Genomic DNA, 24,912 nt, shown 5'->3' on the forward strand with positions numbered 1-24,912 from the left:
CGGCGGGGGGAGGGGCACGGGAGAGGTATAGATGCGAGAGGGCGTCATGGGCGGAGTGAGCGGCGCGTCCTAAAGGGCGTGTTGCGTTATTCCTTCGGGCGCTGGGCCGCTGCGGCCGTCGCCGTCGTCCTGCTCGTCACGTCCGGTGTGTTGGCCGTCGATCGACCTGCCCTCGCGTGGGTGGATGCGGTGAGCAACTCCCGCTGCTCGCCGACCCAGCCGGTGCGCCCGGCGATGCACGTGACGTACGACTCGGAACTTCCCGCGAACTACCGGACGGCCGTCCGCGCGGCGGCCGCCGCCTGGGAGGATGCGCTGCCCGGGCTCATCACCCTCGAGGTGTCGGCAGAGCCGCCGGCGACCTTCCACGCCAACACGTCATACGTCACGGTCTACCCGGCGACCGGCCGCCGCGACGCGTACGCGTCCGCCGGGGCTTCGGCGTGCGGCACCGCCGGGACCGGCACCTACGACACCGGGCGGATCGACGCGTACCGGGCCCAGATGGACGGACTCACCCAGCTCGAGAAGGCGGCGGTGATGATCCACGAGTTCGGGCACCTGCTGAGCCTCAACCACCCGGTCGTGAACGACCGCTGCCGGTCGGTGATGAGCCACATCGGCTGCCCGGGCCAGGACATCGGACCGTACCCGGACGACATCGCCGGCGTCCTCGCCTCCCTCGCGCCGAACGCCACGCCCGGTTTCCCCGCGGACGCCCCGATCGTCATCGACGCCGGCCTCGCCCTGCACGGCGGGGGCGAACCCGGCGGTGCGCTGTTCATGAACCGACGGGCGACCGACACGTCGGCACGCTGGACCTTCGTCCCGCAGGAGCGAGCCGGTGTCGGCCCGGCCGGCGAACGGGCGGGCGTGATCGTGAACACGCTGTCCGCCCTGTGCCTCGCGTCATGGTCGACCGACAACGGCCATGAGGTCGCGACGGAGCAGCAGTGCTACGAGAGGAGCGACCGCGCCGGACTGTTCTGGTCGGTGCAGCAGCAGGCGGACGGGACGACGACGCTCCGCAACCAGAAGGACGGGCAGTGCCTGCTCGCGCGCCTCGGTGTGTTCGGCATCCACGCGGTCCTGGGGGGCTGCGATTCGCAGAACGCCCGGATGATCGTCTCCCACCCTGAGACGGCCGCGTCGCCGGCGGTTCCCGGCTCACAGGCGTACCCGCTGGTGGGGCAGCAGTCCGGTCGCTGCATCGACGTGCCCGACAGCGACACGAAGCCCGGCCGGCAGCTGGGGATCTGGGACTGCAACAACGGAAGCAACCAGAAGGTGCGGTTCCACGACGAGGGCCGATCGATGACGGTGTTCGACCTCACGGGTCCCGGAGACGTGGACGGCCCGGACCTGACGCTCTGCGTCGCAGCCTCCGGCGTCGCCGACAACAGCACGATCGTGACGGCACGCTGCCGCCAGGGCGACGCCCTCCAGGTCTGGCATCACCGCGGCGACGGGACGATCTACAACCCGGTCTCGAACAAGTGCATCAACGTGGCCGGCGGTGCAACCGGAAACGGAAGCCGCTTGATCCTCTGGTCCTGCACGACCACCGAGAACGAGGTCTTCAACGACGTCGGGGCGCTGGGCCGCGAGCCGCGGGTCAGCGTGCGCACGCTGCTCGGCACCGGCAAGGTGCTGACGGCGACCGCGGGCAACGGCGTGGTCGGCAACGATGTCAACGGCGAGAAGCAGAACTGGGCGTGGGCGGCCTCCCCGACGGATCCGGCTTCCGGGATGCTGACCTCCTGGCGCTCGACGTCCGGGACGGAGGAGCTGCAGTGCCTGACCGCATCCGCCGAGTCGGCGCCCACCCTCGTGCGCACCTGCAGCAAGGACGACCTGGCGCAGCGGTGGAAGCCGTCCACCAACACCAACGGATCGACGACGTTCACCAATGTCCGCTGGAGCGGCCAGTGCCTCGACGTGGCGGAGGGGAAGACCGACGAGGGGACCGCCATCGTCAGCTGGGCGTGCAAGACGTCGGGCGACCGCACCAATCAGCAGTGGCGCATCCTGCCCGAGAACCCGCCGGCAGCCGTGCCCACCGTCCCCGCGCCGACCGCGGAGGTGTCGCTGTCGGCACGCGCGAACTCCCGGCAGGTCACGGTGGTCAGCTACGAGTCGAACGTGCTGTGGCCGAAGGCGACCACAGTGGGAGCCGACGAGCTGTTCGACCTCGTCTTCAACAACGACGACCTCGGGTCGGTGTCCTTCCGCTCGCGGAGCGCCGGCCGCTTCGTGACGGTCGACGCGACCTCGACGGAACTGCGGGCGAGTGCCGGATCCATCGGCGATCGGGAGAAGTTCACGCTCACCGAGTCGACCGAGGGATGGGTGGCGCTGCTCTCGAAGGCGACGGGCAAGTACGTCGTCGCCGAGTCTGGGGGCGACGGTGTGCTCCTCGCGAACCGGGCGGCGATCGGCCCGTGGGAGAAGTTCGACCTGAGCGGCAACCACCACCTCCCCGAGATCGCCTGGAACCCGGGCCTCGGCGGAACGATCGCGAGCGCTCCCGCCGTCACCTTCGACCCCGGGCAGAGCCGCTACGTGGCGGCCGCGCGTACGACGAGCGGAGCGATCGCCTGGAAGGTCCGGGCGACGACCTGGACCGGCTGGAACACCATCTCGCCGCCGGCCGGGACGACCATCGTCGGACGACCGGCGCTGACCGCATCGCGCGGCCGGATCGAGTTGTGGGCGCTGACCAGCAACACCCGTGTGTACTCGATCACCAGCACGGACAGCGGGAAGACCTGGGCCCCCTGGACCGACCCCGGACTGCCGACCGCCCTCGAACCTCCCGCTGTCGCCTTCGACGCCGTGTGGGGCGACTCCCATGTCGTCGTCCGCAGCACCGACGGAACCACCTGGCACTCCGTGCGCACCCTCGCCGGCCAGTGGGTGGGGTCGCAGAAGATCCTGTTCGGCGTGCCCCTGGTCGGAGAGCCGGCGATCACGGTGTTCGGCTCGTCGGTGGATGTGTTCGCCCGCGGCGCCGACGACAAGCTCTACCAGACCTACAGTCGCACCAACGGCTCGCAGTGGACGGTGGTCGAGGGCGTCGCCCTCGCGGGCGGGCTGACCGGCAGTCCGGCGGCCGCGTACGACCCGGCGGCGAACGTCTACCTGGTCGCCGTGAAGGGCGCGGACGGGAAGGCGTACCTCAACAGGTGGAACGCCGACTGGTCCGGGTGGAAGGCCATCCCCGGTCCGACCGGAGGGACGTTCACCGACTCGCCCGCCCTGGTCGCGTACGGCTACACCGCGCAGCTGTTCGCCCGCGGAACGGACGGCTACGGCTGGTACACGCCCGTCTCGGCGTACTACTGAACCGCCGCCGGGCGCTCAGGCGCCCGGTGCGCCGATCGCCCGGTAGAACTCGCCGACCGCCTTGCGGTTGTACGCGTGGTAGTCGAAGTGGCTGTCCGGCACGTCTCCACGAAGGAAGGCGCGCATCCCGTCCGCCACGCCGTCCACGGTCTGCGGCACGATCATGCCGCTGCCCGCGGGGAGGGCGTTCTTGGCCGAGGCGAACTCGACCGTCACGATCGGCAGCTGCAGCACCAGCGCCTCCAGCAGCACCATCGGCTGGCCCTCGTAGTCGCTGGAGAGCACGAAGCAGTCGGCCTTCGCCATGATCGCGTGCGGGTTGCGCTGCATCCCGGTCAGGAACACCGAACCCTCGAGACCCAGCTCGGCGACCAGACCCTCCAGCTCGCCTGCCAGCGGCCCGGACCCGACGATCACGAGACGTGTCCGCGGGTTGTCCGCATGCACCGCGGAGAACGCGCGGATCAGCCGCGCCTGGTTCTTCTCGGGCGACAGGCGGCCGACGTTGACGAACGTGGTGACGTCGTCGTCGGCGAGCAGCAGCTCGGCCCAGTCCGGGATGCTCCCGGTCTCCTCGTCGAAGGTCAGCTCGTGCAGGTCGGCGCCCGCGTTCTCGAGGATGTGCTCGGCGTCGACCGTGTTCAGCGCCGACACGAACTTCTCGGGCGCCGCGTACTCGGCGAGCGACGTGCGGTTGATCTCGGACAGCGTGGGCGAGACGGAGACGAGGTGGTCGTACTGGCCGTACAGGGTGAAGATCTGCGTGAGGCTGTGCAGCATCCGCTTCTCGCCGTTGACCTCGCGGTGCGCGTCCGACGCCAGGTCGTTGTGCAGCCAGATCGCGCGCTGGGCGTCGGGGGAGTGCAGCAAGAGCGTCGCCCAGAACGGCCCGTAGCCGGAGAAGTCGACGACGTAGTCGAACCGGCTCTCGCCGAAGCAGCGGTACCACTCGTCGTCCCACAGCCGGTTCTGGGCCGGGATGTCGGCGTGCTGGGCGATGCGCCCGCGCCGGAAGTCGAGGTGCCGGGCGACATGCAGCAGCTTGGTGCCGTTCATCCCGCCGACGCGCGGGAACTGCCGGACCGATGGATGGATCTGCCGCTGCTTCCCGATGACGACCTGCGACCGGCTCTGGGCGAAGAACGCGGAGACGTCGTAGCGGTCGTGGTCGAGGTTGTTGAGCAGGTTCAGCGCAGACGTCGTGATGCCGTTGGGGCGCATCCCACCGAGGTACAGCAGGATCTTCTGCCGGCCGTCGTCCGCTAGGTCGGTGCGCAGGCGGTACCCGTCGCGCACGCCGCGGAACACGATGTCGACGACCCGGCGCGACGCCTCGCCGTCCTCATAGGGGGTGAACCGCCGCTGCATGTCCAGGTATCGCTCCTGCGACTCGACCGGGACGGTGTCGCCCGCCTCGGCGATGGCGTGCAGCTCGTCGCCGACCTCGCGGGCCGACAGCAGCACAGGGCCCGGCCACTCCTCGGGCTCGAAGTAGAGCCCGCGGGTGCCCGCGTAGTCGGCGAGGTCGGGCGTGAAGAACACGATCGGCCGGCCCGTCTGCAGGAAGTCGAAGAAGATGCTGGAGTAGTCGGAGATGAGGATGTCCGTGGCGCCCAGCACGAGGTTGGTCGGGATCTCGTTGGGGACGAGCATCCGCTTCAGCTCCGGCCGGTGCGCGGCCAGGGAGTGTACGGTCTGGTGCGTCTTCAGCAGCACCGCGTACCGGCTGGTGTCGATGCGCTCCTCGATCTGCGCGATGTGGGCGAGAAGGGCGTCCAGGTCGTCCTCCGGACGGCCGAACGTCTGCCCTTTCCAGGTCGGCGCGTAGAGCACGATCTTCCGGTCGCCGAGCGGGATCCCGGCGGCGATGAGCCGCTGTCGCACCGTCTCGCGCCCAGCGCCGTCGAGGAACTGCCGGTCGATGCGCGGGTACCCCTCCTCGACGAGGGTGCCGCTGTAGATCCCGGTCAGCTTGTAGCCGGCCTCGTACATCTGCTCCGACATGAACGGGTTCGCCGAGAGCAGGTAGTCGGCCTGCACGAAGTTGCGGATGATGTTCGCGGTGGCGAGGGCGCCGTCCTCGATGTCGTAGCCCATCCGCTTCAAAGGCGTGCCGTGCCAGGTGTTGAGGTAGACCTGGCCGGGACGCTTCGAGAAGTCCGGCGGGAAGGTCGCGTTGTTGACGAGGTACTGGCTGGTGGCGAGCGCGCGGTAGTACGCGGCGGATCCGTAGCGGACGAAGCTGACGCGGTCGTCGCCGGCGAACTCCTCGACCGCGGCGCGGTACTGCGTCAGATCCGACAGAGCCCAGATGTGGGTCAGGTGGCCGAGATCGGGGCTCGCGAGCAGCTCGCGGAAGATCGCCTCGGGGTTGTCGAGCATCCCGTTGCCCGAGAACGACTCGTAGAAGACGGAGCCCTGTACGATCGGCTGGCGGCGCCAGTGCGCGTGGATCTCATAGCGCGCGGCGCGCTTGACCCGAGAGGGGAGTCGCTTCAGTCGGGAGAGTCTCATCGCGCCCGAGTTTATGAGAGCGGGATAACAGCATCCTGGGAGCGGATCATGCGGCGGCCGTGAGCGTCGCGCTCCCGAGCCGCATCACCCTTCGGTGTCGAACCCGAGGCTCAGCTTGCGCAGGAGCCCGGCGAGACGCTCGGCGTCGGCGGGGGAGAGGCCGTCGAGCAACTCGGCCTCGGCATCCACTAGGCGGGTGATGGCCGCATCCACCCGGGTGAGACCCTGCGCGGTCATCTGGACGAGGATGCCGCGGCCGTCGTTCGGGTCGGTGCGGCGCTCGACGAGCCCGCGCGCGACCAGGCGGTCGATGCGGTTCGTCATGGTGCCGGACGAGACGAGCGTCTGCTGCAGCAGCGACTTGGGGCTCAGCTGGTACGGCGCTCCCGCGCGGCGGAGGGCCGCCAGCACGTCGAACTCCCACGAGTCGAGGTCGGAGCGCTCGAACGCCCCGCGGCGCGCGCGGTCGAGGTGGCGGGAGAGCCGGTCGACCCGCGAGAGCACCTGGAGCGGGGCGAAGTCGAGGTCCGGACGCTCGCGCAGCCAGGCGTCCACGATGCGGTCCACCTCGTCTCGTGCGTCGGCCATCCCCCCATGCTATTGGGGGTTCGGTCGGGACACGTCTGGCAGACTGTCATCTGCGCGAAACGCGCGTTCCGCCTTGGTGTAATGGCAGCACGACAGCCTTTGGAGCTGTGAGGTCCAGGTTCGAGTCCTGGAGGCGGAGCGACCGACAGCCCGACCCCCTGGAGGGACATTGACCGACCAGAATCTCGCCATCGTCGTTCTCGCGGCGGGGCAGGGCACGCGGATGAAGTCCGCCACCCCCAAGCTGCTGCACCCGCTGGGCGGCATCCCGATCGTGTCCCACGTTCTGGCCACCGCGCGCGAGCTCGACGCCGCGCACGTCGTCGCCGTCGTGCGTCACGAGCGCGACCGTCTCGCCGAGGTGATCGAGGCCGACCTGCCGGAGGCCGTCATCGTCGACCAGGACGAGGTGCCGGGCACCGGCCGCGCGGTAGAGCTCGCCGTCGAGGCCCTCCCGGCCGACTTCTCCGGGGATGTGCTGGTCGTGAACGGCGACGTCCCGCTGCTCGACGCGGGCACTCTCCGCGAGCTCATCGAGCGGCACCGTGCGGGCGAGGCGGCCGCGACGATCCTGTCGTCGTTCCCGGCCGACGCGACCGGCTACGGCCGCATCGTGCGCACCCCCCAGGGCCACCTCGACCGCATCGTCGAGCACAAGGACGCGAGCGAGCAGGAGCGGGCGATCGGCGAGATCAACGCCGGCATCTACCTGTTCGGGCTCGCCGCCCTTCGCGACAAACTGGCGCTGGTCTCCACCGACAACGCCCAGGGCGAGAAGTACCTGACCGACGTGATCGGGCTGCTCCGCGAGGCCGGCTTCGACGTGGATGCGCTCCCCGTCGCCGAGTCGTGGCTGGTCGAGGGCATCAACGACCGCGCCCAGCTGAGCGACGCGGCGGCGAAGCTGAACGCGCTGATCGTCCGCACCTGGCAGCTCGCCGGCGTGACCGTGCAGGACCCCGCGACGACGTGGATCGACGTCAAGGCGAAGCTCGCCCCCGACGTCACCGTCCTCCCGGGCACGCAGCTGCGCGGCGCCACCGTCATCGAGACCGGTGCGACCGTCGGACCGGACACGACGCTGACCGACACCGAGGTCGGCGAAGGCGCGACCGTCACCCGCACGGACGCGACGCTCGCCGTGATCGGCGCGGGCGCGACGGTCGGCCCGTTCGCGTACCTCCGTCCCGGCACCGTGCTCGGCGCCCGCGGCAAGATCGGCACCTTCACCGAGACCAAGAACGCGGTCATCGGCGAGGGCACCAAGCTCGCGCACTTCAACTACGTCGGCGACGCCGAGGTGGGGGAGAAGGGCAACCTCGGCGCCGGCGTCATCACCGCGAACTACGACGGTGTGAACAAGCACCGCACGGTCATCGGCTCCCATGTCCGGATCAGCACGAACACCGTGCTCGTCGCGCCGGTTAGGATGGGTGACGGAGCGTACACGGGGGCGGGCACGGTCGTCCGCAAGGACGTCCCCGCCGGAGCCCTCGCCATCACCGTCGCTCCTCAACGCAATATCGAAGGCTGGGTCGCCGAGAAGCGGCCGGGCACGGACGCCGACAGAGCGGCTCGCGAAAGCGACGCGTCGGAAGAGAGCGGAGCGTAAGTGTCAGGGATCACCGCGACCGGCCAGAAAAGACTCGTCCTCATCTCCGGTCGCGCGCATCCTCAGCTCGCCCAGGAGATCGCCGAATGCCTCGGCAGCGAGCTCATCCCGACCGACGCGCGCACCTTCGCCAACGGCGAGATCTACGCGCGCTTCGACGAGAGCGTCCGCGGCTCGGATGCGTTCGTCATCCAGTCGCACACCTCGCCGATCAACGAGTGGCTCATGGAGCAGCTCATCATGGTGGATGCGCTGAAGCGCGCCTCGGCGAAGCGCATCACCGTCGTCGCCCCGTTCTACCCGTACGCCCGTCAGGACAAGAAGGGCCGCGGCCGCGAGCCGATCTCCGCCCGACTGGTCGCCGACCTGTTCAAGGCCGCCGGTGCTGACCGCATCATGTCCGTCGACCTGCACGCCGCGCAGATCCAGGGCTTCTTCGACGGCCCGGTCGACCACCTCTTCGCCATGCCGGTGCTGCTCGAGCACATGCGCCGCGAGCTCGACCCCTCGACGCTGACCGTCGTGTCGCCCGACATGGGCCGCGTGCGCGTTGCCGACATCTGGAGCGACAAGCTCGGCGCACCGCTCGCGATCATCCACAAGCGGCGCGACCCGCTCGTCCCGAACCAGGTCTCGGTGCACGAGATCGTCGGCGACGTCAACGGCCGCGTCTGCCTGCTCGTCGACGACCTGATCGACACCGGCCGCACCATCGTGAAGGCCGCAGAGGCGCTCAAGGAGGCCGGCGCGACCGGCGTCGTGGTCGCCGCGACGCACGCCGTCTTCAGCGACCCGGCCGTGGAGCTGCTGCAGAGCGACGCGATCGACTCGGTCGTCGTGACCGACACCCTCCCGTTGCCGGAGCACAAGCGCTGGGAGGGCCTCACGGTCCTGCCGATCGCGCCGCTGCTGGCCAACGCGATCCGCGAGGTCTTCACCGACGGTTCGGTGACGTCGATGTTCGACGGGGCCGCGTAGCAGCCGCTTCGCGGACGGTCTCGACCACCGCTCGCTCCAGGCCGTCCAGTCCCGAGGATGCGCGGATGGCCCGGCCGATCGCCGCGCTGCGCTCCGCGCAGCCGGGGTCGTCGAGCACGGTCCGCACCGCCCGTGCGATGGCCGCGGTTTCCGGGCGGTTGGTCGGCAGCTTCACTCCGACACCCGACCAGGCCACCCGCGCGGAGACCTCGGTCTTGTCCTCCGTGGTGCCCGCGACGACCACGGGGACGCCGTTCTCCATGGCGTAGTGGATGCCGCCGTATCCACCGTTCGTGACGTACACCGCCGTCCGCGGGAGCAGCCGGTCGTACGGCAGGTAGGACGCGACGCGGGCGTTGCGCGGCAGGTCGGCGCCCAGCTCGGCCACGGGGCGTCCTCCGGTGCTCGCCACCACCCACACGTCCTGGTCCGCGAGCGCATGGATGGTGGGCAGGATGAGATCGTGCAGGTCGCGGTTGGCCACCGTCCCCTGGGTGACGTGGACGACCGGGCGGCCGTCGTCCAGATCGCCCCACCATGCCGGCAGCGGGGTGTCGGAGGGTTGCGTGCGGGAGACGGGCCCGACGAAGTGGATGGGCACGCGCACGTCTGCGCGCGGGTACTCGAACTCGGGGACGGTGAACTGCACGACGCCGTCCGCGTGGGACGGCCAGTCGAGCACGAAGCCGTTCAGGCCGGTCCCCGCCTCCTGCCCGATACGCTGCGCGGCCCGCTGGACCGGAGCGAACACGACCTTCTCGGCGATCGCCGTCAGTGCGGCGTTGCGGACACGGCCGAGGGCTCCGGGTCGCGGCGGCACACCGAGCCCGAACGGCGCGGTGTCGCGGCTCTTGACCCCGAGCGGGACGATGCCGAGGTTGAGCAGCGCCGGGCGGTCCGCGGGCGGGCGGGCTGCGAGGAGGGCGGCTCCGAGGAAGAGGCTTTCGGCGAGTACGACGTCGATGTCCAGCTCGCGGATGACCGCATCCATCGCCGCCAATTGCGTCCGCGCCGGGCGGAGGAAGATCTCGGTCATGTCCCACCGGATCCCGGCCGGGCCGGTGAGCCCGACGCGGCCGGGGAAGGCGGCGTCGATGTCGGTGTCGTCGTAGTCGGCCTCGGCCGGCAGCCGGAGCGCCGACGCGCCGGTCGCGGCCGCGCGCTCGAGATACCGCTCGCCGGTGAGGAAGTGGACGCGGTGGCCGCGGTCCACAAGGGCGCGGCTGACGGCGAGAAGGGGCGTGACGTGTCCGTGCACGGGCGTGCTGCAGAGAAGGATGTCGAGCGGGCGGGCGTTCATGGTCCGGGTCCTCGTTTCGGGTAGAGTCGAATAAACGTCAACAGTATTCACTACACCCGAAAGGTAGTCAATAGTGGCCGGCACGCGCCCGTACCGTTCGACCCTCCGGCAGGAGCATGCGCAGCAGACGCGGCGCCGCATCCTGGAGGCCGCCGCCGAGGTGTTCTCCGCACGCGGCTATGCGAGCGCCTCGCTCGCGGACATCGCGACGGCCGCCGGCGTCTCGGTCGAGAGCGTCAAGGTGCACGGGCCGAAGCGGGCGCTGCTGCTCGCCGCTTTCGAGCTGAGCTTCGGCGGCGAGGCGGGGGAGTCGTCGCTCACCGAGCGGCCCGAGATCGCGGCGATCGCCGCCCTCGACGATCCGCAGGAGATGCTCGACCGGCTCGTTCCCTTCATCGCCGCCGCCAACGCGCGGACGGCGGGCCTCTGGGCGACGTTCACCGCCGCGTCGCGTGACGATCAGGCGGTTCGCGCCGCGTACACGGAACTGCTCGGGCGCCGCCATGCCGACTACCTGGCGATGGTGGGTCTCCTGGGAGAGCGCGGGATCGCCTCCATCGCGGCCCTCCCACCGGCCGGGCGCCGTGAGCTCGCCGACGCGCTCTCGTTCGTCATGTCGCCCGAAGGCCACCAGCAGCTCGTCGGCGAGAGCGGTTGGACCTTCGAGCGCTATGCGGCGTGGGTGCTCGCGACGGTGCGCACGCTCATCATGGAAGCCGGTGCGGCGTCGACGGGATGAGGCCCAGCGGCGCGACCCACGTCGCGTCGCCCTCGGTGTTGAGCGCGTAGCACTGCCATCCCGGCCCGACCGGCCCGGCGAGTTCGAAGCGTGCGGACGAGCCCTGCGCCTCGGGCTGGTAGTGCTGCGCGTACACGGAGCAGGTGTAGTCGGCGGTCTGCGTCTGGATGCTGATCGTCAGCAGGATGCCGGGCAGCAGCAGCGCGCTCAGCGCGACGACGACGAAGACCCGGCTGGCGACCGTCATCGTCCGCCCGCGGAGCGGTCGCTCCCCGAGCGGCTCGTACTCCGCGAGCTCCGGATGGTCGTCGTACGTCACCCTCCCATCCTCCCTCGCCACCGCCGTCGAGTACACAAAAATTGCACGCCGATCGCGCGATCAGCGTGCAATTTTTGCGGACTCGACGGAGGGCGGAGGCCCGAGACGGTCAGTGGGTGGAGGGCTCGGTCTCGATTTCGGTGCGGTCGCCGGACCAGAGGGTGTGGAAGACGCCGTCCTTGTCGACGCGCTTGTATGTGTGCGCGCCGAAGAAGTCGCGCTGGCCCTGCACGAGCGCGGCGGGGAGGCGCTTCGAGGCGAGCGAGTCGTAGTACGACAGCGCCGAGCCGAAGCCGGGGACGGGGACGCCCGAGAGCGCGGCGGTGGCGACGATGCGACGCCAGGCGGCCTCGCCCTCGCGGACGGCGTCGGCGAAGTACGGCGCCTCGAGCAGCGTCGCGATGTTCGGGTTCTCGTCGTAGGCGTCCGCGATGCGGTTGAGGAACTGGGCGCGGATGATGCAGCCGCCGCGCCAGATCTTGGCGATCTTGTCCTTGTGGATGTCCCACCCGTACTTCTCGGCGCCGGCGATGATCGCGTCGAAGCCCTGCGCGTAGGCGACGACCTTCGAGGCGTACAGCGCCTTCGAGACGTCGTCGGCGAACGCGGCCACGTCGGACGCCTTCTGCACGTCGGGTCGCGACTGGATGGTCGCCTGCACGGCCGCGCGCTGCGCCGGCTTCGACGACACGGCGCGGGCGAACACGGCCTCCGCGATGCCGCCGACCGGGACGCCCAGGTCGAGCGCGTTCTGCACGGTCCAGACGCCGGTGCCCTTGGAGCCGGCCTGGTCGAGCACGATGTCGATGAACGGCTTGCCGGTCTCCGCATCCACCTGGCGCAGCACCTCGGCGGTGATCTCGATCAGGTACGACTCGAGGTAGCCGTTGTTCCACTCGGCGAACACGTCCGCGATCTCCGCGGGCTCCAGCCCGCCGATCGTACGCAGCAGGTCGTATGCCTCGGCGATCAGCTGCATGTCGGCGTACTCGATGCCGTTGTGGATCATCTTGACGAAGTGGCCGGCGCCGTCGGTGCCGACGTGGGTCACGCACGGCTCGCCCTCGGCGACCGCGGCGATGGACTCGAGGATGGGGCCGAGCGTCTTGTACGACTCCACCGAACCGCCCGGCATGATCGACGGGCCGTTCAGCGCGCCCTCCTCGCCGCCGGAGATTCCGGCGCCGACGAAGTGGATGCCCGTGGGCGCGATGCGCTTCTCGCGCTCGATGGTGTCGTGGAAGTTGGCGTTGCCGCCGTCGACGATGATGTCGCCCGGCTCGAACCGCTCCACCAGCTGGTCGATCACGGCGTCGGTGCCCTTACCGGCCTGCACCATGATGATCGCGGTGCGCGGCTTCGACAACGACGCGACGAAGTCGTCGATCTCCTCCGAGCCGACGAAGCCGGCCTCGGGGTGCGCGTTCATCAGGTCTTCCGTCCGCGTGTAGGTGCGGTTGTAGACGGCGACGGTGTTGCCCTCGCGCGAGGCGAGGTTGCGGGCCAGGTTCGACCCCATCACCGCCAAGCCGACGACGCCGATGTTCGCGGTTGCTTCCTGTGACACGTATTGCTCCTTCGTGTAGCCGCGACGGACGGAGGCCGTCCGCCACGACGGGGATGTAGTCGGGGGTCAGCTCTCCCGCTGGTGGCAAGATTCGAGCACTCCCACCAGCGTAGCGCGACGCCCGGTCAGCCGAGTCGAAAGGTGGTGCGGGGGATGTCGTCGACGAGCCGCCGGGCGAGGACGAACGCGTCCTCCTCGCTGAGCCGGTGCTCCGCGACGAGGCCGGCGAGGTAGGACGCATCCACTCGACGCGACATGTCGTGCCGTGCCGGGATGGAGCAGAAGGCGCGCGTGTCGTCGATGAACCCGCTGGTCTTGGTGAACCCGGCGCTGTCGGTGACCGCGCGGCGGTAACGGAGGATGGCGTCCGGGGTGTCGATGAACCACCACGGAGCGCCCGCGTACACGGACGGGTAGAAGCCCGCCAGCGGCCCGATCTCGCGCGAGAAGGTCGTCTCGTCGACCGTGAACAGCACGAGCCGGAAGACGGGATGCGTCCCGAAGTCGCGCAGGATGGGCGTGAGCGGCTGCGTGAACGACCCGACGGCGGGCAGGTCGTGACCGGTGTCCGGGCCGTAGGCGTCGAACGTGGGCCGGTGATGGTTGCGGTGGACGCCCGGGTGCAGCTGCATCACCAGCCCGTCCTCGGCGGAGAGCTCCGCGAGCCGGTAGAGCAGGTTGCGACGGTAGGCGACGGCTTCCCCCGCGGTGAGGGTGCCGTCGAGGGCGGCCCGGTGGATGCGGGACGCCTCGGTCTCGTCGAGGGGATCGCTCCCGGCGTCGATCACGCCGGTGTCGGTCGCCGTCCCGCCCGCCTCGATGAACGCCCGACGGCGGCGCCGCAGCCCCTCCAGCAGCCCGGTGTACGTGGCGGTGTCGACGTCGGCGACGGTGCCCAGGCGCTCCAGCCGACCGGCCCATCCCGCTTCGTCGGGGTGCATGTAGCGGTCCGCGCGGAAGGTGGGGATGACGCGGCCGCCGAACGTCGGGTCGGCGGCGAGCCGGGCGTGGGCGGCCAGGTCGTCGGCGGGGTCGTCGGTGGTCGCGAGGACCTCGATGTTGAAGCGCTCGAACAGCGCCCTGGGCCGGAACGCCGGGTCGGCGAGCGTCGCGCTCAGCTGGTCGTACAGCGCGTCGGCGGTCGCTGCGGACGGCTGCTCGGTGAGGCCGAAGACCTCGCTGAACTCCGTCTCGAACCAGAGCCGCACGGGCGTGCCCAGGAAGACGTCCCAGTGCTCGCAGAGCCGCCGCCAGATCGAGCGTCCATCGGCCGTCGACGGACGGCCGTCGCGCGCGAGCCCCAGGTCGTCGAGCGGCACGCCGACCGCGTGCAGCATCCGCGTCACGTAGTGGTCTGGCGTGATGAGGAGGGCCGCCGGGTCGGGAAAGGGCTCGTCGTCGGCCAGCATGCGCGCATCCACGTGTCCGTGCGGCGAGAGGATCGGCGCCGTGGCCACCTCCGCGTGCAGACGCCGGGCGAGGTCGCGCACACCGGGGTCGGCGGGGAACAGGCGGTCGGGATGGGGCGCGAGGGCGGTCATGCGGTCGATGCTCCGTTCGTGGTCGGTGCGTTCCGGGGTGCCGGTCCGGTGGAGTCGCGGACGGTCAGGTGCGTCGGGAGGGTGACGGCCTGCCGCGTGACAGGAGAGGGACCGCCGTCGAGCCGGGACAGCAGCATGGCGACAGCCGTGCGCCCCGCCTGCTCGATCGGTGCGGTGAGGGTCGTCAGCGGCGGGTTGCAGAAGTCGGCGCCGAAGATGTCGTCGCAGCCGACGATGCTGAGGTCTTCGGGGATGCGGACGCCGCGCTCGCGGAAGCGTGGAAGCATCCCGATCGCCAGCAGGTCGTTGAAGGCGATGCAGGCGGTGACGCCCGCGTGGAGGACGGCGTCGGCCGCGGCGGCTCCGGCGTACTGCCGCGGCGCGAACGGGCCGACGCGGACCGCCTCGACCCCGTAGTGCTCGGCGGCACGGACGAGGGCACGCCAGCGGCCTTCGTTCGGCCAGGATGTCGCCGGGCCGGCGGCGTACGCGATCCGGCGATGGCCGAGGGAGACGAGGTGCCCGACGGCCTGCTCGATCGCGCTCGGCGTGTCGATGAAGACGCTTGGCACGCCGCGCGTCTGCCGGTTCACGGCGACGAGCGGGATCTCCTTGGCGAGGGCCGTGAGCCGCCGGTCGGTGAGACGCGAGGCGGCGAGGATGGCGCCGTCGAACGAGCGGCGGAGCTTGTGCAGTGTGCCGTCCTCCAGCTCGTCCGACTCCTCGGTGTCGACCAGGAGCTGCGTGTAGCCGGCGGCCTTCAGCTGGTGCTGGGTGCCCCGGATGATGCCGAAGTAGAACGGGTTCGTCACGTCCGAGACGAGCACGGCGATGGCGCGGGTCCGTCCGCTCGTCAGCGCCCGCGCCTGCGAGTTCGGCACGTAGTTGAGCTCCCGGGCGGCGCGCTCGATCCGCTCCCGGGTGAGGGCGTTCACGCGGCCCGGGTTGGAGAGCGCGCGCGAGACCGTGGAGGTGGCGACTCCGCTGAGCGCAGCCACGTCCGCCAGGGTCGCGGGGCGGTCGTTCCCCGCACCGGTGAGAGGGCTCATGCGGATATCAGAGCACACGATGGCAAATTGTGGCAATCGCTTGCAGTCCGATTTGCCGCGCTTCTAGAGTCGCAGCCAACCTGCCCGGCCCACCGGGTCGAGGTCACACGATCCCTGCTCAAAGGAGAGTCACGAATGAGATCACGTCTTGCGCTCGGCGCGGTGGCGGCCCTCGCGGCCGCAACGCTCGCCCTCACCGGATGCTCCGGCTCCGGCTCCACGTCCTCGTCCTCCGCGGGCGGGAAGATCGACGGAACGGGGAAGACCCTGGACGTCATGATCGCCGCCAACACGCTCTATCCGACGGAGCAGCAGAAATGGTTCTCCGACGTCTCCGCCCAGTTCCAGAAGGAGACGGGGGCGACTGTCAAGTTCGAGACGTTCGCCTCGGCGAACGACGAGCTCACCAAGATCCAGACCTCGGTGCTGAGCGGTCAGGGCCCGGACATCTACGACCTGGGCACCACGTTCACCCCGACGGCCTACTCGACCGGCGCGTTCGTGAAGCTCACGAAGGACGACTGGGAGAAGATCGGGGGCCGCGACCGCTTCGTGCCGGCGACCCTCGGCATCTCCGGCCCGAGCGAGTCCGACGAGGTCGGCATCCCCTTCCTTAGCCGCCCGTTCGTGATGGCGTACAACAAGGATCTGCTGAAGGCGGCGGGCATCGACAAGCCCGCGGACACCTGGGACGGTCTGGCCGAGCAGGCGAAGAAGCTGACCAGCGGCGACGTTCACGGCATGGCCGTCGCCTACGCGGACAGCTTCGACCCGTGGAAGTTCGTCTGGGCGATGTCGATGCAGCAGGGAAACACCATCCTCGACCTGAAGACGAAGAAGGCGACCATCGACGACGCTGCCGTGAAGAAGGCGTACCAGACGTACTTCGGCTGGCTGACCGAGGACAAGGTGGTCGACCCGGCCGCGATCGGATGGAAGAACGCACAGGCCGTCGCCGCCTTCGCCTCGGGCAAGGCCGCGTTCCTGCCGATGGTCTCCTCGTCGTCCCAGGTCTCGCTCGACAAGTCGGGCGTGGCCGGCAAGTACGCCTATGCGGTCATGCCGACCGTCCCGCCGGGCGCCTCGAAGCTGCCTAGCGATGGCAAGGCCGCCGCGACGATCATCTCGGGCGACAACATGGTCGTCGCCAAGTACTCGAAGAACCAGGACCTCGCGTTCGCGCTGATCAAGATGCTGACCAGCGAGGAGAACCAGGTGGCGTACACGAAGACGTTCGGCGACCTGCCGACGAACGCCGCCGCGGCCAAGAAGATCGAGGACGGCAACGAGCTCCTCGGCCCGATCCTCGACGCCGGGACGAAGGCCTACGGCACGCCGTTCTCCGGCGCCTGGGGCGACACCCAGCTGGCGCTCGTGAACGTGGTGGTGCAGTCCATCCCGGCCCTGTCGTCCGGAGGCGTCTCGTCGTCCGACCTGCAGGCCCGGCTGAAGGCCGCGCAGGCGACCGCGCAGGCCGCGCTGAGCAAGGCGAAGTAACCAGACCGATGTCGAATCCCACCATCGCCGCGCCGCAGAGCCCGGCGCCGGCCGACGGCTCGCCCGCGGGACGCGCTCCCGCGGGCGGCCGCTCCGGCCGGTCGAGCCGGAACGGCGGCGCGGGCGACCGCACACCCCGGGCCCCGCGCCGCCGCGGCCTCGAACGACGCAACCGACCGCTCTGGATGCTGCTCCCCGGCGGCATCCTCATGCTCGTCATCATCGTCGTCCCGCTGATCGTGGCCGTCGTCATGTCGACGCTCGACCTCGACCAGTACACGCTGCAGAGCTGGCTCCAGGCGCCGTTCCTCGGGTTCGGCAACTACGTCGAGGCCGTCACCGCGTCGCCGCTGCTCCGCTCGATCGGGATCAGCGTCTCGTTCGCGGTCATCGCCGCGGTCGTCACGCTCCCGATCGGGCTCTCGGCGGCGCTCGCCACGCAGAACCGCTTCCGCGGCCGCGCGCTGGTCCGCTCGCTGTTCCTCATCCCGTACGTGCTCCCCGCATTCGTCGTCGGCACGCTGTGGCGGACGATGCTGCAGCCGGGCGGCGTGGTGGACAGCATGCTCGGCGCGGCCGGCGCGCATCCCGGGCTCTGGCTGAACGGCCCGTTGAGCTACTGGTCGCTGATCATCGTGCAGCTGTGGACGTCGTGGCCCTTCTTCTACCTGCTGGTCGTCGCGGGCCTCCAGAGCGTCGACCCGGAGGTGCACGAGGCCGCGGCGATCGACGGCGCGACCTGGTGGATCAAGCTCCGCTACGTGATCCTGCCGTACCTGCGGGGATCCATCCTGCTGGCGCTGATCATCGCGTTCCTGCACAACATCAACGCCTTCACGCTGCCGTTCGTGCTGTTCGGCATTCCGGCGCCGCAGGACGTCGACGTGCTGCCCGTGCTCACCTACACGACCAGCTTCCAGAGCTTCCGGTTCGGGTTGAGTGCGGCCATGGCCATCTGCTCGCTCGTGCTGATCGCCATCCCGCTGTTCGTCTACCTGCGGGCCGTGCGGCTCGACTCCGGAGAGGAGGCGCAGCGATGACGGCCGTCACCTCCAGCGCCGACGTCCACCGCCTGCTGCCGCGCTGGCTCATCGTCACGATCATCACCGTGCTTCTCGTGATCGTGCTCGGCCCTGTGCTGTACATGCTGTTCGCGTCCGTCAATTCGGATGTGTCTGTCGCGTCGGGCGCGTTCCTCCCGACCGAGCTGCACCTCGACAACTACCTGAAGGTGTGGACGACCGTCGACCTCGGCACCGGGCTCGCCAACAGCGTGCTCATCTGCGGAGCGGTGGCGATCGTCTGCGCGTTCCTCGCGGTGGCGACGGCGTACGTGCTCGTGCGGTACGAATTCCGCGGGCGGCTGTCGTTCCTGCGGGCGCTGCTCGGGCTGCAGTCCATCCCGGGCACGCTGATGCTGCTCCCCGTGTTCGTGCTGTTCTCGTCCACGGCGTCGCTGCTCGGCGTGCAGATCATCGGGACGCGCTGGGCGGTGTTCATCACCTATCTCACGTTCGCCCTGCCGTTCTCGACCTGGGTGATGGTGACCTACCTGCGCGGCCTGCCGAAGGCGCTGGAGGAGGCGGCCAGGATCGACGGCGCGTCGTCGTGGCGCATCCTCACGGGCATCGTCGTCCCGCTCAGCTGGCCGGGCATCGTCGTCTCGGGCATCTTCGCCTTCCTGCTCGGCTGGAACGACGTGCTGTTCGCCTCGGTGCTGACGAATCCCGAGACGCGCACGGCCGCGGTGGCCCTGCAGGTGTTCGGCGCGACGCAGGAGGGCGGCGCCGTGCCGCTGTACGGCCAGATGATGGCCGCATCCCTGATCTGCGCACTGCCGGTGGTGGTGCTGTACCTCGTCTTCCAGCGGTACCTGGTGGGCGGATTGACATCCGGAGGAGTGAAGTGACCAGTGAGTGACGTGAACGGTGGAGGAATGGCAACACCCGTGAGCTGGACCCTCTCGGGGTTCGGCGACGAGATCGACGCGGACCCCGTGGTGCAGACGGCTGTGCTGCAAGCGCTCGGCGCCAGCTTCATCGAGGTGCGGAGTGCGTGGGGCGTCAACATCGTCGACCTCGACGCGGGGCAGCTCGACCGGCTCGCCGGCGTGTTCGAGGAGCGCGGGATGGGCGTCTCGGCCATCGCCTCGCCGGTCGGCAAGGTGGATGTGGCGCTGCCGGTGGAGCACGAAGTGGAGCGACTCGGCCGCGCGATCGCCGCGGCCGAACGGCTGGGCGCGCGTTACATCCGGCTGTTCTCCTTCTTCCGCGGGGAGGGCGTCGCGGTGGAGAGCATCCGCGACGACGTGATGGTGCGGATGCGCGCTCTTGCCGACCTCGCCGAGGCGGCCGGCGTGATCCTGCTGCACGAGAACGAGAAGGACATCTACGGCGACACCCCGGAGCGCTGCCTCGACATCGTCGAGACCGTCGGCTCCCCGTCCCTCCGCCTGGCCTGGGACAGCGCGAACTTCGTGCAGGTCGGCGTCGGGCATCCCTTCGACGACGGGTACGCGCTGCTGCGCCCGCACCTGGAGTACCTGCAGGTGAAGGACGCGCTGTCCGCCACCGGCGAGGTCACCCCGGCCGGGGAGGGCGACGGCCAGGTGCTTGAGACCCTGACCGCGCTGCGTGACGACGGCTACACCGGCTTCGCCTCCCTCGAACCCCACCTCACCGACGTGAACGCGCTCGGCGGCTTCTCCGGGCCGGCGGCCTTCGGGCGGGCCGGACGCGCGTTCCGCCTCCTCACCGACCGGATCGGAGTGACCCTCGTATGACAGACCCCGCCACCACCGCACCCGCGTCGCCGTTGCGCGTCGCCATCGTCGGCTGCGGCATCATCGGCCTCAACCACGCCCGCGCGATCCTGCGTCATCCGCGCCTCGCGATCACCGCGCTGGTGGATGCGGTGCCCGCGGCCGCGCGCACGCTCGCCGACACGATCGTCGCCGAGTCCGGTGCCGACCGCCCGGCCGAGTTCTCGACGCTGACCGCGGCGCTCGCCGCCGCCCCGATCGACGTGGTCGTGATCTGCACGCCGAGCGGGCTGCATGTCGCGGTGGCGCGCGAGGCGATCGCCGCCGGCACGCATGTCGTCATCGAGAAGCCGCTGGACACCGAGATGGGGCGGGCCCGCGAGATCCTCGAGCTCTCCCGCGCCGCCGAGCGCGACGGTCTCGTCGTCTCCGTGATCAGCCAGCACCGCTTCGACCCGGCCTCCCGGGCCGTCGCGGAGGCCGCGCACACGGGCCGGTTCGGCCGGGTCACGAGCGGCGTCGCGTCGGTGGCCTGGTGGCGCAGTCAGGAGTACTACGACTCCGGGCAGTGGCGCGGCACCTGGGAGCTCGACGGCGGAGGCGCGCTGATGAACCAGGGCGTCCACACCGTCGATCTGCTGGTCTGGTTCCTCGGCCGCCCGGTCGAGATCACGGCGCACACCGCCCTGCTCGCCCACGAGCGGGTCGAGGTGGAGGACATCGCCGTCGCGACCATCCGCTTCGAGTCCGGCGCGCTCGCCGTGCTGCATGCGACCACCGCGGCCTTCCCCGGGCTCGCCGTGCGCATCCAAGTGCACGGGGACCGCGGCTCGGCGATCGTGCACGACGACCAGCTGGAGACGTTCTTCGCCGACGGCGACACCGCCGAGCGGGCCGCCGACGTGGTCCCCGCGGCCGAGCTGCGCGGCGGCGATCGCGGGCCGGACGCCTTCGTCGTCGGGCACCTGCGGCAGTACGACGACATCGTCGACGCCATCGACGGCCGGCGTGCGCCGGGCGTCCGGGTCGAGGACGCGTTCGAGTCGCTCTGCGTCGTCCGCGCCGTCTACCTGTCCGCCACCCTCGGCCGGCCGGTCCGCTTCGACGAGGTGCTCGCGGGCGAGCTCGACGATGTCGTGGTCACGACGGGGGTGCCGGCATGAGGTTCTCCGTCTTCACCGCATCCACCCCGGAATGGACGCCCGAAGAGGCCGCGCAGTACCTCGCCGAGCAAGGCTGGGACGGCATCGAGTGGCGGATCACCGACCAGCAGGAGGCCGATGAGCCGGGATTCTGGTCCGGCAACCGCGCGACCTGGCCGCTGAGCGGGCTCGAGGAGCGGCTGGACGACATCGCCCGGATCACGCGCGAGTCGGGTCTCGAATTCTCGGGCATCGGCGGCTACGCCCGCTGCGACCAGCACGACGACGTCGAGCGGATGCTCGCCGCGACCGCGCGACTCGGCGCCCGCCAGGTGCGCGTCACCATGCCGCGGACCGATTCGGGGGACTACCGCGCCCTGTTCGCCGCCGCCCGCCGCGACATCGAGTGGGCCGCCGAGCGCGCCGCGCACCACGGCGTGAAGGCGCTGGTCGAGCTCCACCATGAGACGATCACGCCGTCCGCCTCCGCAGCGTTCCGTCTGCTCGACGGGCTCGACCCGGAACACGTCGGCGTCATCCACGACCTCGGCAACCTCGTCATCGAGGGGCGCGAGGAGACGCTGGCGTCGCTCCAGCTGCTCGGCCCGTACCTGGCGCACGTGCACGTGAAGAACGCCGCGTGGGTGCCGGGGGAGCCGGAGACCGACGGCACCGTCCACTGGCACCACGAGTGGGCGCCGCTCCGCAGCGGCACCGGCGATGTGGATGCGTACTTCCGGGCGCTGCATGCCTTCGGGTACGACGGCTGGGTCACGTGCGAGGACTTCTCGACCGCGGTTCCGCTCGCGGAGCGCACTCGCGACGACCTCGCGTACCTGCGCGCCGTCGACGCGCGGACCCGGCCGACGGCGGTCGCGTGACGCCGCCGCCGCGGTCCGCGCGCCACCCCGTCCGGGTCGCCCACCTCGGCCTGGGCGCCTTCCACCGTGCCCACCAGGCCTGGTACACGCAGGCCGCCGACGACGCGGGCGGCTCCTGGGGCATCGCGGCCTTCACCGGGCGCAGCCCCGAGGCGGCCCGCGTGCTGGCCGCACAGGACGCGGTCTACACCCTCGTCGAGCGTGGAGCGGACGGCGACGCGGCCCGGTCGGTGGATGCGCTCAGTCGCGTCCACGACGGAGCCGACCGCGACGCGTGGCGGGCGACGATCGCCGACCCCGACGTCGCGGTGCTGACGCTGACCATCACCGAAGCGGGGTACCGGCCGGGCTCCGGCGCCCCGGCCCGGGTGCTCGACGGCCTCGCCGCGCGCTCGGCGGCCGGCGCAGGCGGCATCGCGGTCGTCAGCTGCGACAACCTCGCGCGCAACGGCGAGGTCCTCCGGGATGCCGTGCTCGCGCTCGCCGCGCCCGATGCGGAGCTCTCGGACTGGATCCGCGCCGAGGTGTCCTTCGTCTCGACCATGGTGGACCGGATCACCCCGGCCACCACCGATGCCGACCGGGCGGAGGTGCGTCGGCTGACCGGCTGGGACGACGCGGCGCCCGTCGTCACCGAGCCGTTCACAGAGTGGGTGCTCGCCGGCGCGTTCCCCGCCGGACGGCCGGACTGGGAGGCCGGGGGAGCCCGGTTCGTCGCCGATATCGAGCCGTTCGAGCGCCGCAAGCTGTGGCTGCTCAACGCCGGTCACTCCCTGCTGGCGTACCAGGGGCTGCTGCGCGGTCGCGCGACCGTCGCAGAGGCCGTCGGCGACCCCGCGCTCCGCGACGAGCTGGAGCTGCTCTGGTCGGAGCAGCGCACCGAGCTCCCGTTCGACGACGCCGTCGTGGACGAGGCGCTCGCCGCCCTGCGTGACCGGTTCGCCAACGGGCGCATCGAGCACCGCCTCGCCCAGATCGGGGCGGACGGTTCGCAGAAGCTCGGGCCGCGCATCCTCGATCCGCTGCGCGCCCGGCTCACGGCCGGACGCCCGCCGGGCACCGCGCAGGCGGGCGTGCTCGCGGCGTGGGCCCTGCACCTCGTCCAGGAGGCCGGCGACCTGCGCGACGCGGGAGCCGCCGCCCTGGCCCCGCGACTCCGTGAGGCACAGACCGACGCCGACCGTGCCGTCCTCGTCCTCGACGCCCTCGCCCCCGACCTCACCGAACGCAACGACCTGGTCGGCCTCATCGCCGACCGCATCGCATCCCTGCAAGGAGCCCCCGCATGAGAATCACCTCCGCCGACGTCCTCGTCGCCAGCCCCGGCCGCAACTTCGTCACGCTCCGCATCACGACCGACGACGGCGTGGTCGGGCTCGGCGACGCCACCCTCAACGGCCGCGAGCTCGCCGTCGCCGCCTACCTGAGCGAGCACGTCGTCCCGCTGCTGATCGGACGTGACGCGCACCAGATCGAGGACACCTGGCAGTACCTGTACCGCGGCGCGTACTGGCGGCGCGGCCCGGTGACGATGGCGTCGATCGCCGCGGTCGACACCGCGCTGTGGGACATCAAGGCCAAGGTCGCCGGGCTGCCGCTCTACCAGCTGCTCGGCGGCCGCAGCCGGACGGGATGCCTCACCTACGGTCACGCCTCCGGCGCGGAGCTGCCGGAGCTGTTCGACTCGGTGCGCGCCCACCTGGAGCAGGGCTACCGCGCCATCCGCATCCAGACCGGGGTGCCCGGCCTCGGATCCGTCTACGGCGTCGCGTCCTCGCCGAACGCGATCGCCGGAGCGGACTCGCACGCGGGCGGCAGCACCGCGCGGTACGACCACGAACCGGCCCGCCGCAGCGCCGTGCCCGTCGAGGAGCAGTGGGACACCCGCGCGTATCTGCGCCACATCCCGGGCGTCTTCGAGGCGGTGCGGAACGAGTTCGGACCCGAGCTGCCGCTGCTGCACGACGCGCACCACCGGCTCACGCCCATCCAGGCCGCGAAGCTCGGCAAGTCGCTGGAGCCGTACGACCTGTTCTGGCTCGAGGATGTGACCCCCGCCGAGAACCAGGCGGTGCTTCGGCGCGTGCGCGAGCACACTACGACGCCGCTCGCGATCGGCGAGGTCTTCAACACGATCTGGGACTACCGGGAGCTGTTCGAGGAGCAGCTGATCGACTATGTGCGGAGCCCCGTCACGCACGCGGGAGGCATCACCGGCCTCCGCCGCATCTTCGACTACGCGGCGGTGTACCAGATCAAGTCGGGCGTGCACGGACCGACCGACGTCTCGCCGGTCGGACTGGCCGCGGCCATCCACCTCGGCGTCGCCATCCCGAACTTCGGCATCCAGGAGTACATGAAGCACAGTCCCGAGACCGACGAGCTGTTCCGGCCCGGCTACCGGTTCGAGGACGGCCTGCTCGTGCCGGGCGAGGAGCCGGGGCTCGGCGTCGACTACGACGAGGTGCTCGCGGAGTCCTTCCCGTACCAGGCGGCATACTTGCCGGTGAACCGTCTGCTCGACGGCTCGATGCACGACTGGTGACCGGCGACGCACGGAAGGAGCGCACGTGGAGCGTGTGCAGGTGGTGGTGATGGGCGTGTCCGGTTCGGGCAAGAGCACTGTGGGGGAGCTGCTCGCGGCGCGCCTCGGGGTGCCCTTCGTCGACGGCGACGCGCTGCACCCGCCCGCGAACGTCGCCAAGATGGCCTCGGGCGTGCCGCTGACCGACGACGACCGCATCCCGTGGCTGCGCGAGGTCGGCCGTGTGCTCGAGACGACGGCGCCGGAGGGCGTGGTCGTGGCGTGCTCGGCGCTCAAGCGGGCGTACCGCGACCTGATCCGATCGGAGGCGCCCGGTGCGGTGTTCGCGGAGCTCGACGGCTCCCGCGAGCTGCTCGCGTCGCGGATGGCCGCCCGGCCCGGCCACTTCATGCCCGTGTCGCTGCTCGACTCGCAGCTCGCGACCCTCCAGCCGCTGCAGGACGACGAGACGGGGATGCGCCTCGACGTCGCCACCCCGCCGAGCGAGCTGGCCGACAGCATCGCGCGAGAGCTGCCCGCCCGCGCCTGATTCCC

20 protein-coding genes and 1 tRNA gene are annotated in these 24,912 nt (G+C 70.7%); 14 read left to right on the forward strand and 7 right to left on the reverse strand.

Features of this window, described 5'->3' with window-relative positions:
- Positions 1 to 78: 78 nt before the first annotated feature.
- Positions 79 to 3,345 (forward strand): ricin-type beta-trefoil lectin domain protein, encoded by a 3,267-nt coding sequence (locus tag AXZ95_RS16820; RefSeq protein WP_018191627.1) that lies wholly within the window; start codon positions 79 to 81, stop codon positions 3,343 to 3,345.
- Positions 3,346 to 3,360: 15 nt separating this feature from the next.
- On the opposite strand, the gene AXZ95_RS16825 is transcribed toward AXZ95_RS16820, so the two are convergent.
- Both AXZ95_RS16825 and AXZ95_RS16830 read right to left on the reverse strand, forming a co-directional pair.
- Positions 3,361 to 5,859: a glycosyltransferase gene (locus AXZ95_RS16825; RefSeq protein WP_018191626.1), complete on the reverse strand. Its 2,499-nt coding sequence runs from the start codon at positions 5,857 to 5,859 to the stop codon at positions 3,361 to 3,363.
- A gap of 84 nt (positions 5,860 to 5,943) precedes the next feature.
- Entirely contained in the window at positions 5,944 to 6,447 is a 504-nt protein-coding gene (locus tag AXZ95_RS16830; RefSeq protein ID WP_018191625.1) for a MarR family transcriptional regulator, read from the reverse strand.
- Between the two features lie 67 nt (positions 6,448 to 6,514).
- Between AXZ95_RS16830 and AXZ95_RS16835 the strand changes: the two genes are divergently transcribed.
- The 3 genes from AXZ95_RS16835 to AXZ95_RS16845 all read left to right on the forward strand — a co-directional run bounded on the left by AXZ95_RS16835 (position 6,515) and on the right by AXZ95_RS16845 (position 9,037).
- Positions 6,515 to 6,586: transfer RNA gene (locus AXZ95_RS16835), tRNA-Gln, on the forward strand.
- Positions 6,587 to 6,616: 30 nt separating this feature from the next.
- Entirely contained in the window at positions 6,617 to 8,059 is a 1,443-nt protein-coding gene (gene glmU, locus AXZ95_RS16840) for a bifunctional UDP-N-acetylglucosamine diphosphorylase/glucosamine-1-phosphate N-acetyltransferase GlmU (protein ID WP_018191624.1), read from the forward strand.
- Positions 8,060 to 9,037, forward strand: coding sequence for a ribose-phosphate diphosphokinase (locus AXZ95_RS16845; RefSeq protein ID WP_018191623.1), 978 nt, complete (start codon positions 8,060 to 8,062; stop codon positions 9,035 to 9,037).
- On the opposite strand, the gene AXZ95_RS16850 is transcribed toward AXZ95_RS16845, so the two are convergent.
- Positions 8,994 to 10,337: a nucleotide disphospho-sugar-binding domain-containing protein gene (locus AXZ95_RS16850; protein WP_018191622.1), complete on the reverse strand. Its 1,344-nt coding sequence runs from the start codon at positions 10,335 to 10,337 to the stop codon at positions 8,994 to 8,996. The two genes, AXZ95_RS16845 and AXZ95_RS16850, sit on opposite strands and share 44 nt — an antisense overlap.
- Positions 10,338 to 10,410: 73 nt before the next feature.
- Between AXZ95_RS16850 and AXZ95_RS16855 the strand changes: the two genes are divergently transcribed.
- Positions 10,411 to 11,076, forward strand: coding sequence for a TetR family transcriptional regulator (locus AXZ95_RS16855; protein ID WP_018191621.1), 666 nt, complete (start codon positions 10,411 to 10,413; stop codon positions 11,074 to 11,076).
- Here the strand turns inward: AXZ95_RS16855 and AXZ95_RS16860 are convergent.
- From AXZ95_RS16860 to AXZ95_RS16875, 4 genes are all read right to left on the reverse strand, one after another.
- A complete protein-coding gene (locus AXZ95_RS16860) occupies positions 11,045 to 11,395 on the reverse strand; it encodes a hypothetical protein (protein ID WP_018191620.1) in 351 nt (116 codons plus the stop codon). The two genes, AXZ95_RS16855 and AXZ95_RS16860, sit on opposite strands and share 32 nt — an antisense overlap.
- Before the next feature lie 109 nt (positions 11,396 to 11,504).
- Positions 11,505 to 12,962: an NADP-dependent phosphogluconate dehydrogenase gene (gene gndA / locus AXZ95_RS16865; RefSeq protein ID WP_018191619.1), complete on the reverse strand. Its 1,458-nt coding sequence runs from the start codon at positions 12,960 to 12,962 to the stop codon at positions 11,505 to 11,507.
- 125 nt (positions 12,963 to 13,087) lie between these two features.
- Entirely contained in the window at positions 13,088 to 14,503 is a 1,416-nt protein-coding gene (uxaC, locus tag AXZ95_RS16870; RefSeq protein WP_018191618.1) for a glucuronate isomerase, read from the reverse strand.
- The gene (locus AXZ95_RS16875; protein ID WP_018191617.1) at positions 14,500 to 15,552 is read right to left on the reverse strand and encodes a LacI family DNA-binding transcriptional regulator; all 1,053 of its coding nucleotides are present in this window, start codon (positions 15,550 to 15,552) and stop codon (positions 14,500 to 14,502) included. Before AXZ95_RS16875 ends, uxaC begins: the two co-directional genes overlap by 4 nt.
- Positions 15,553 to 15,687: 135 nt before the next feature.
- Here AXZ95_RS16875 and AXZ95_RS16880 point away from each other — a divergent pair, with 135 nt between their 5' ends.
- The 9 genes from AXZ95_RS16880 to AXZ95_RS16920 are packed head-to-tail and all read left to right on the forward strand — an operon-like array spanning position 15,688 to position 24,907.
- Positions 15,688 to 17,049: an extracellular solute-binding protein gene (locus tag AXZ95_RS16880; RefSeq protein WP_026307244.1), complete on the forward strand. Its 1,362-nt coding sequence runs from the start codon at positions 15,688 to 15,690 to the stop codon at positions 17,047 to 17,049.
- 8 nt (positions 17,050 to 17,057) lie between these two features.
- Complete coding sequence (locus AXZ95_RS16885) at positions 17,058 to 18,089, forward strand: sugar ABC transporter permease (RefSeq protein ID WP_018191615.1); 1,032 nt, start codon at positions 17,058 to 17,060, stop codon at positions 18,087 to 18,089.
- Positions 18,086 to 18,958: a carbohydrate ABC transporter permease gene (locus tag AXZ95_RS16890; protein WP_018191614.1), complete on the forward strand. Its 873-nt coding sequence runs from the start codon at positions 18,086 to 18,088 to the stop codon at positions 18,956 to 18,958. Before AXZ95_RS16885 ends, AXZ95_RS16890 begins: the two co-directional genes overlap by 4 nt.
- Positions 18,959 to 18,985: 27 nt before the next feature.
- Positions 18,986 to 19,831 (forward strand): sugar phosphate isomerase/epimerase family protein, encoded by an 846-nt coding sequence (locus AXZ95_RS16895; RefSeq protein WP_026307243.1) that lies wholly within the window; start codon positions 18,986 to 18,988, stop codon positions 19,829 to 19,831.
- Entirely contained in the window at positions 19,828 to 20,973 is a 1,146-nt protein-coding gene (locus AXZ95_RS16900) for a Gfo/Idh/MocA family oxidoreductase (RefSeq protein WP_018191612.1), read from the forward strand. The genes AXZ95_RS16895 and AXZ95_RS16900 overlap by 4 nt, the downstream gene beginning before the upstream one ends.
- A complete protein-coding gene (locus AXZ95_RS16905; protein WP_018191611.1) occupies positions 20,970 to 21,833 on the forward strand; it encodes a sugar phosphate isomerase/epimerase family protein in 864 nt (287 codons plus the stop codon). Before AXZ95_RS16900 ends, AXZ95_RS16905 begins: the two co-directional genes overlap by 4 nt.
- A complete protein-coding gene (locus tag AXZ95_RS16910; protein ID WP_018191610.1) occupies positions 21,830 to 23,122 on the forward strand; it encodes a mannitol dehydrogenase family protein in 1,293 nt (430 codons plus the stop codon). Before AXZ95_RS16905 ends, AXZ95_RS16910 begins: the two co-directional genes overlap by 4 nt.
- Complete coding sequence (gene manD, locus AXZ95_RS16915; protein ID WP_018191609.1) at positions 23,119 to 24,378, forward strand: D-mannonate dehydratase ManD; 1,260 nt, start codon at positions 23,119 to 23,121, stop codon at positions 24,376 to 24,378. Before AXZ95_RS16910 ends, manD begins: the two co-directional genes overlap by 4 nt.
- 25 nt (positions 24,379 to 24,403) lie before the next feature.
- Complete coding sequence (locus tag AXZ95_RS16920) at positions 24,404 to 24,907, forward strand: gluconokinase (RefSeq protein ID WP_018191608.1); 504 nt, start codon at positions 24,404 to 24,406, stop codon at positions 24,905 to 24,907.
- The last annotated feature ends 5 nt before the right edge of the window (positions 24,908 to 24,912 follow it).

The organism is Leifsonia sp. 115AMFTsu3.1 (genome assembly GCF_004362795.1).
In the GTDB taxonomy this organism is placed as follows: Bacteria; Actinomycetota; Actinomycetes; order Actinomycetales; family Microbacteriaceae; genus Leifsonia.

Bases quoted from the DNA above. Each gene is read 5' to 3' on its own strand.
- AXZ95_RS16825 (WP_018191626.1), bottom strand. From the start codon at position 5,859: ATGAGACTCTCCCGACTGAAGCGACTCCCCTCTCGGGTCAAGCGCGCC.
- AXZ95_RS16830 (WP_018191625.1), bottom strand. From the start codon at position 6,447: ATGGCCGACGCACGAGACGAGGTGGACCGCATCGTGGACGCCTGGCTG.
- AXZ95_RS16850 (WP_018191622.1), bottom strand. From the start codon at position 10,337: ATGAACGCCCGCCCGCTCGACATCCTTCTCTGCAGCACGCCCGTGCAC.
- uxaC (WP_018191618.1), bottom strand. From the start codon at position 14,503: ATGACCGCCCTCGCGCCCCATCCCGACCGCCTGTTCCCCGCCGACCCC.
- AXZ95_RS16875 (WP_018191617.1), bottom strand. From the start codon at position 15,552: ATGAGCCCTCTCACCGGTGCGGGGAACGACCGCCCCGCGACCCTGGCG.
- AXZ95_RS16880 (WP_026307244.1), top strand. From the start codon at position 15,688: ATGAGATCACGTCTTGCGCTCGGCGCGGTGGCGGCCCTCGCGGCCGCA.
- AXZ95_RS16885 (WP_018191615.1), top strand. From the start codon at position 17,058: ATGTCGAATCCCACCATCGCCGCGCCGCAGAGCCCGGCGCCGGCCGAC.
- AXZ95_RS16890 (WP_018191614.1), top strand. From the start codon at position 18,086: ATGACGGCCGTCACCTCCAGCGCCGACGTCCACCGCCTGCTGCCGCGC.
- AXZ95_RS16895 (WP_026307243.1), top strand. From the start codon at position 18,986: ATGGCAACACCCGTGAGCTGGACCCTCTCGGGGTTCGGCGACGAGATC.
- AXZ95_RS16900 (WP_018191612.1), top strand. From the start codon at position 19,828: ATGACAGACCCCGCCACCACCGCACCCGCGTCGCCGTTGCGCGTCGCC.
- AXZ95_RS16905 (WP_018191611.1), top strand. From the start codon at position 20,970: ATGAGGTTCTCCGTCTTCACCGCATCCACCCCGGAATGGACGCCCGAA.
- manD (WP_018191609.1), top strand. From the start codon at position 23,119: ATGAGAATCACCTCCGCCGACGTCCTCGTCGCCAGCCCCGGCCGCAAC.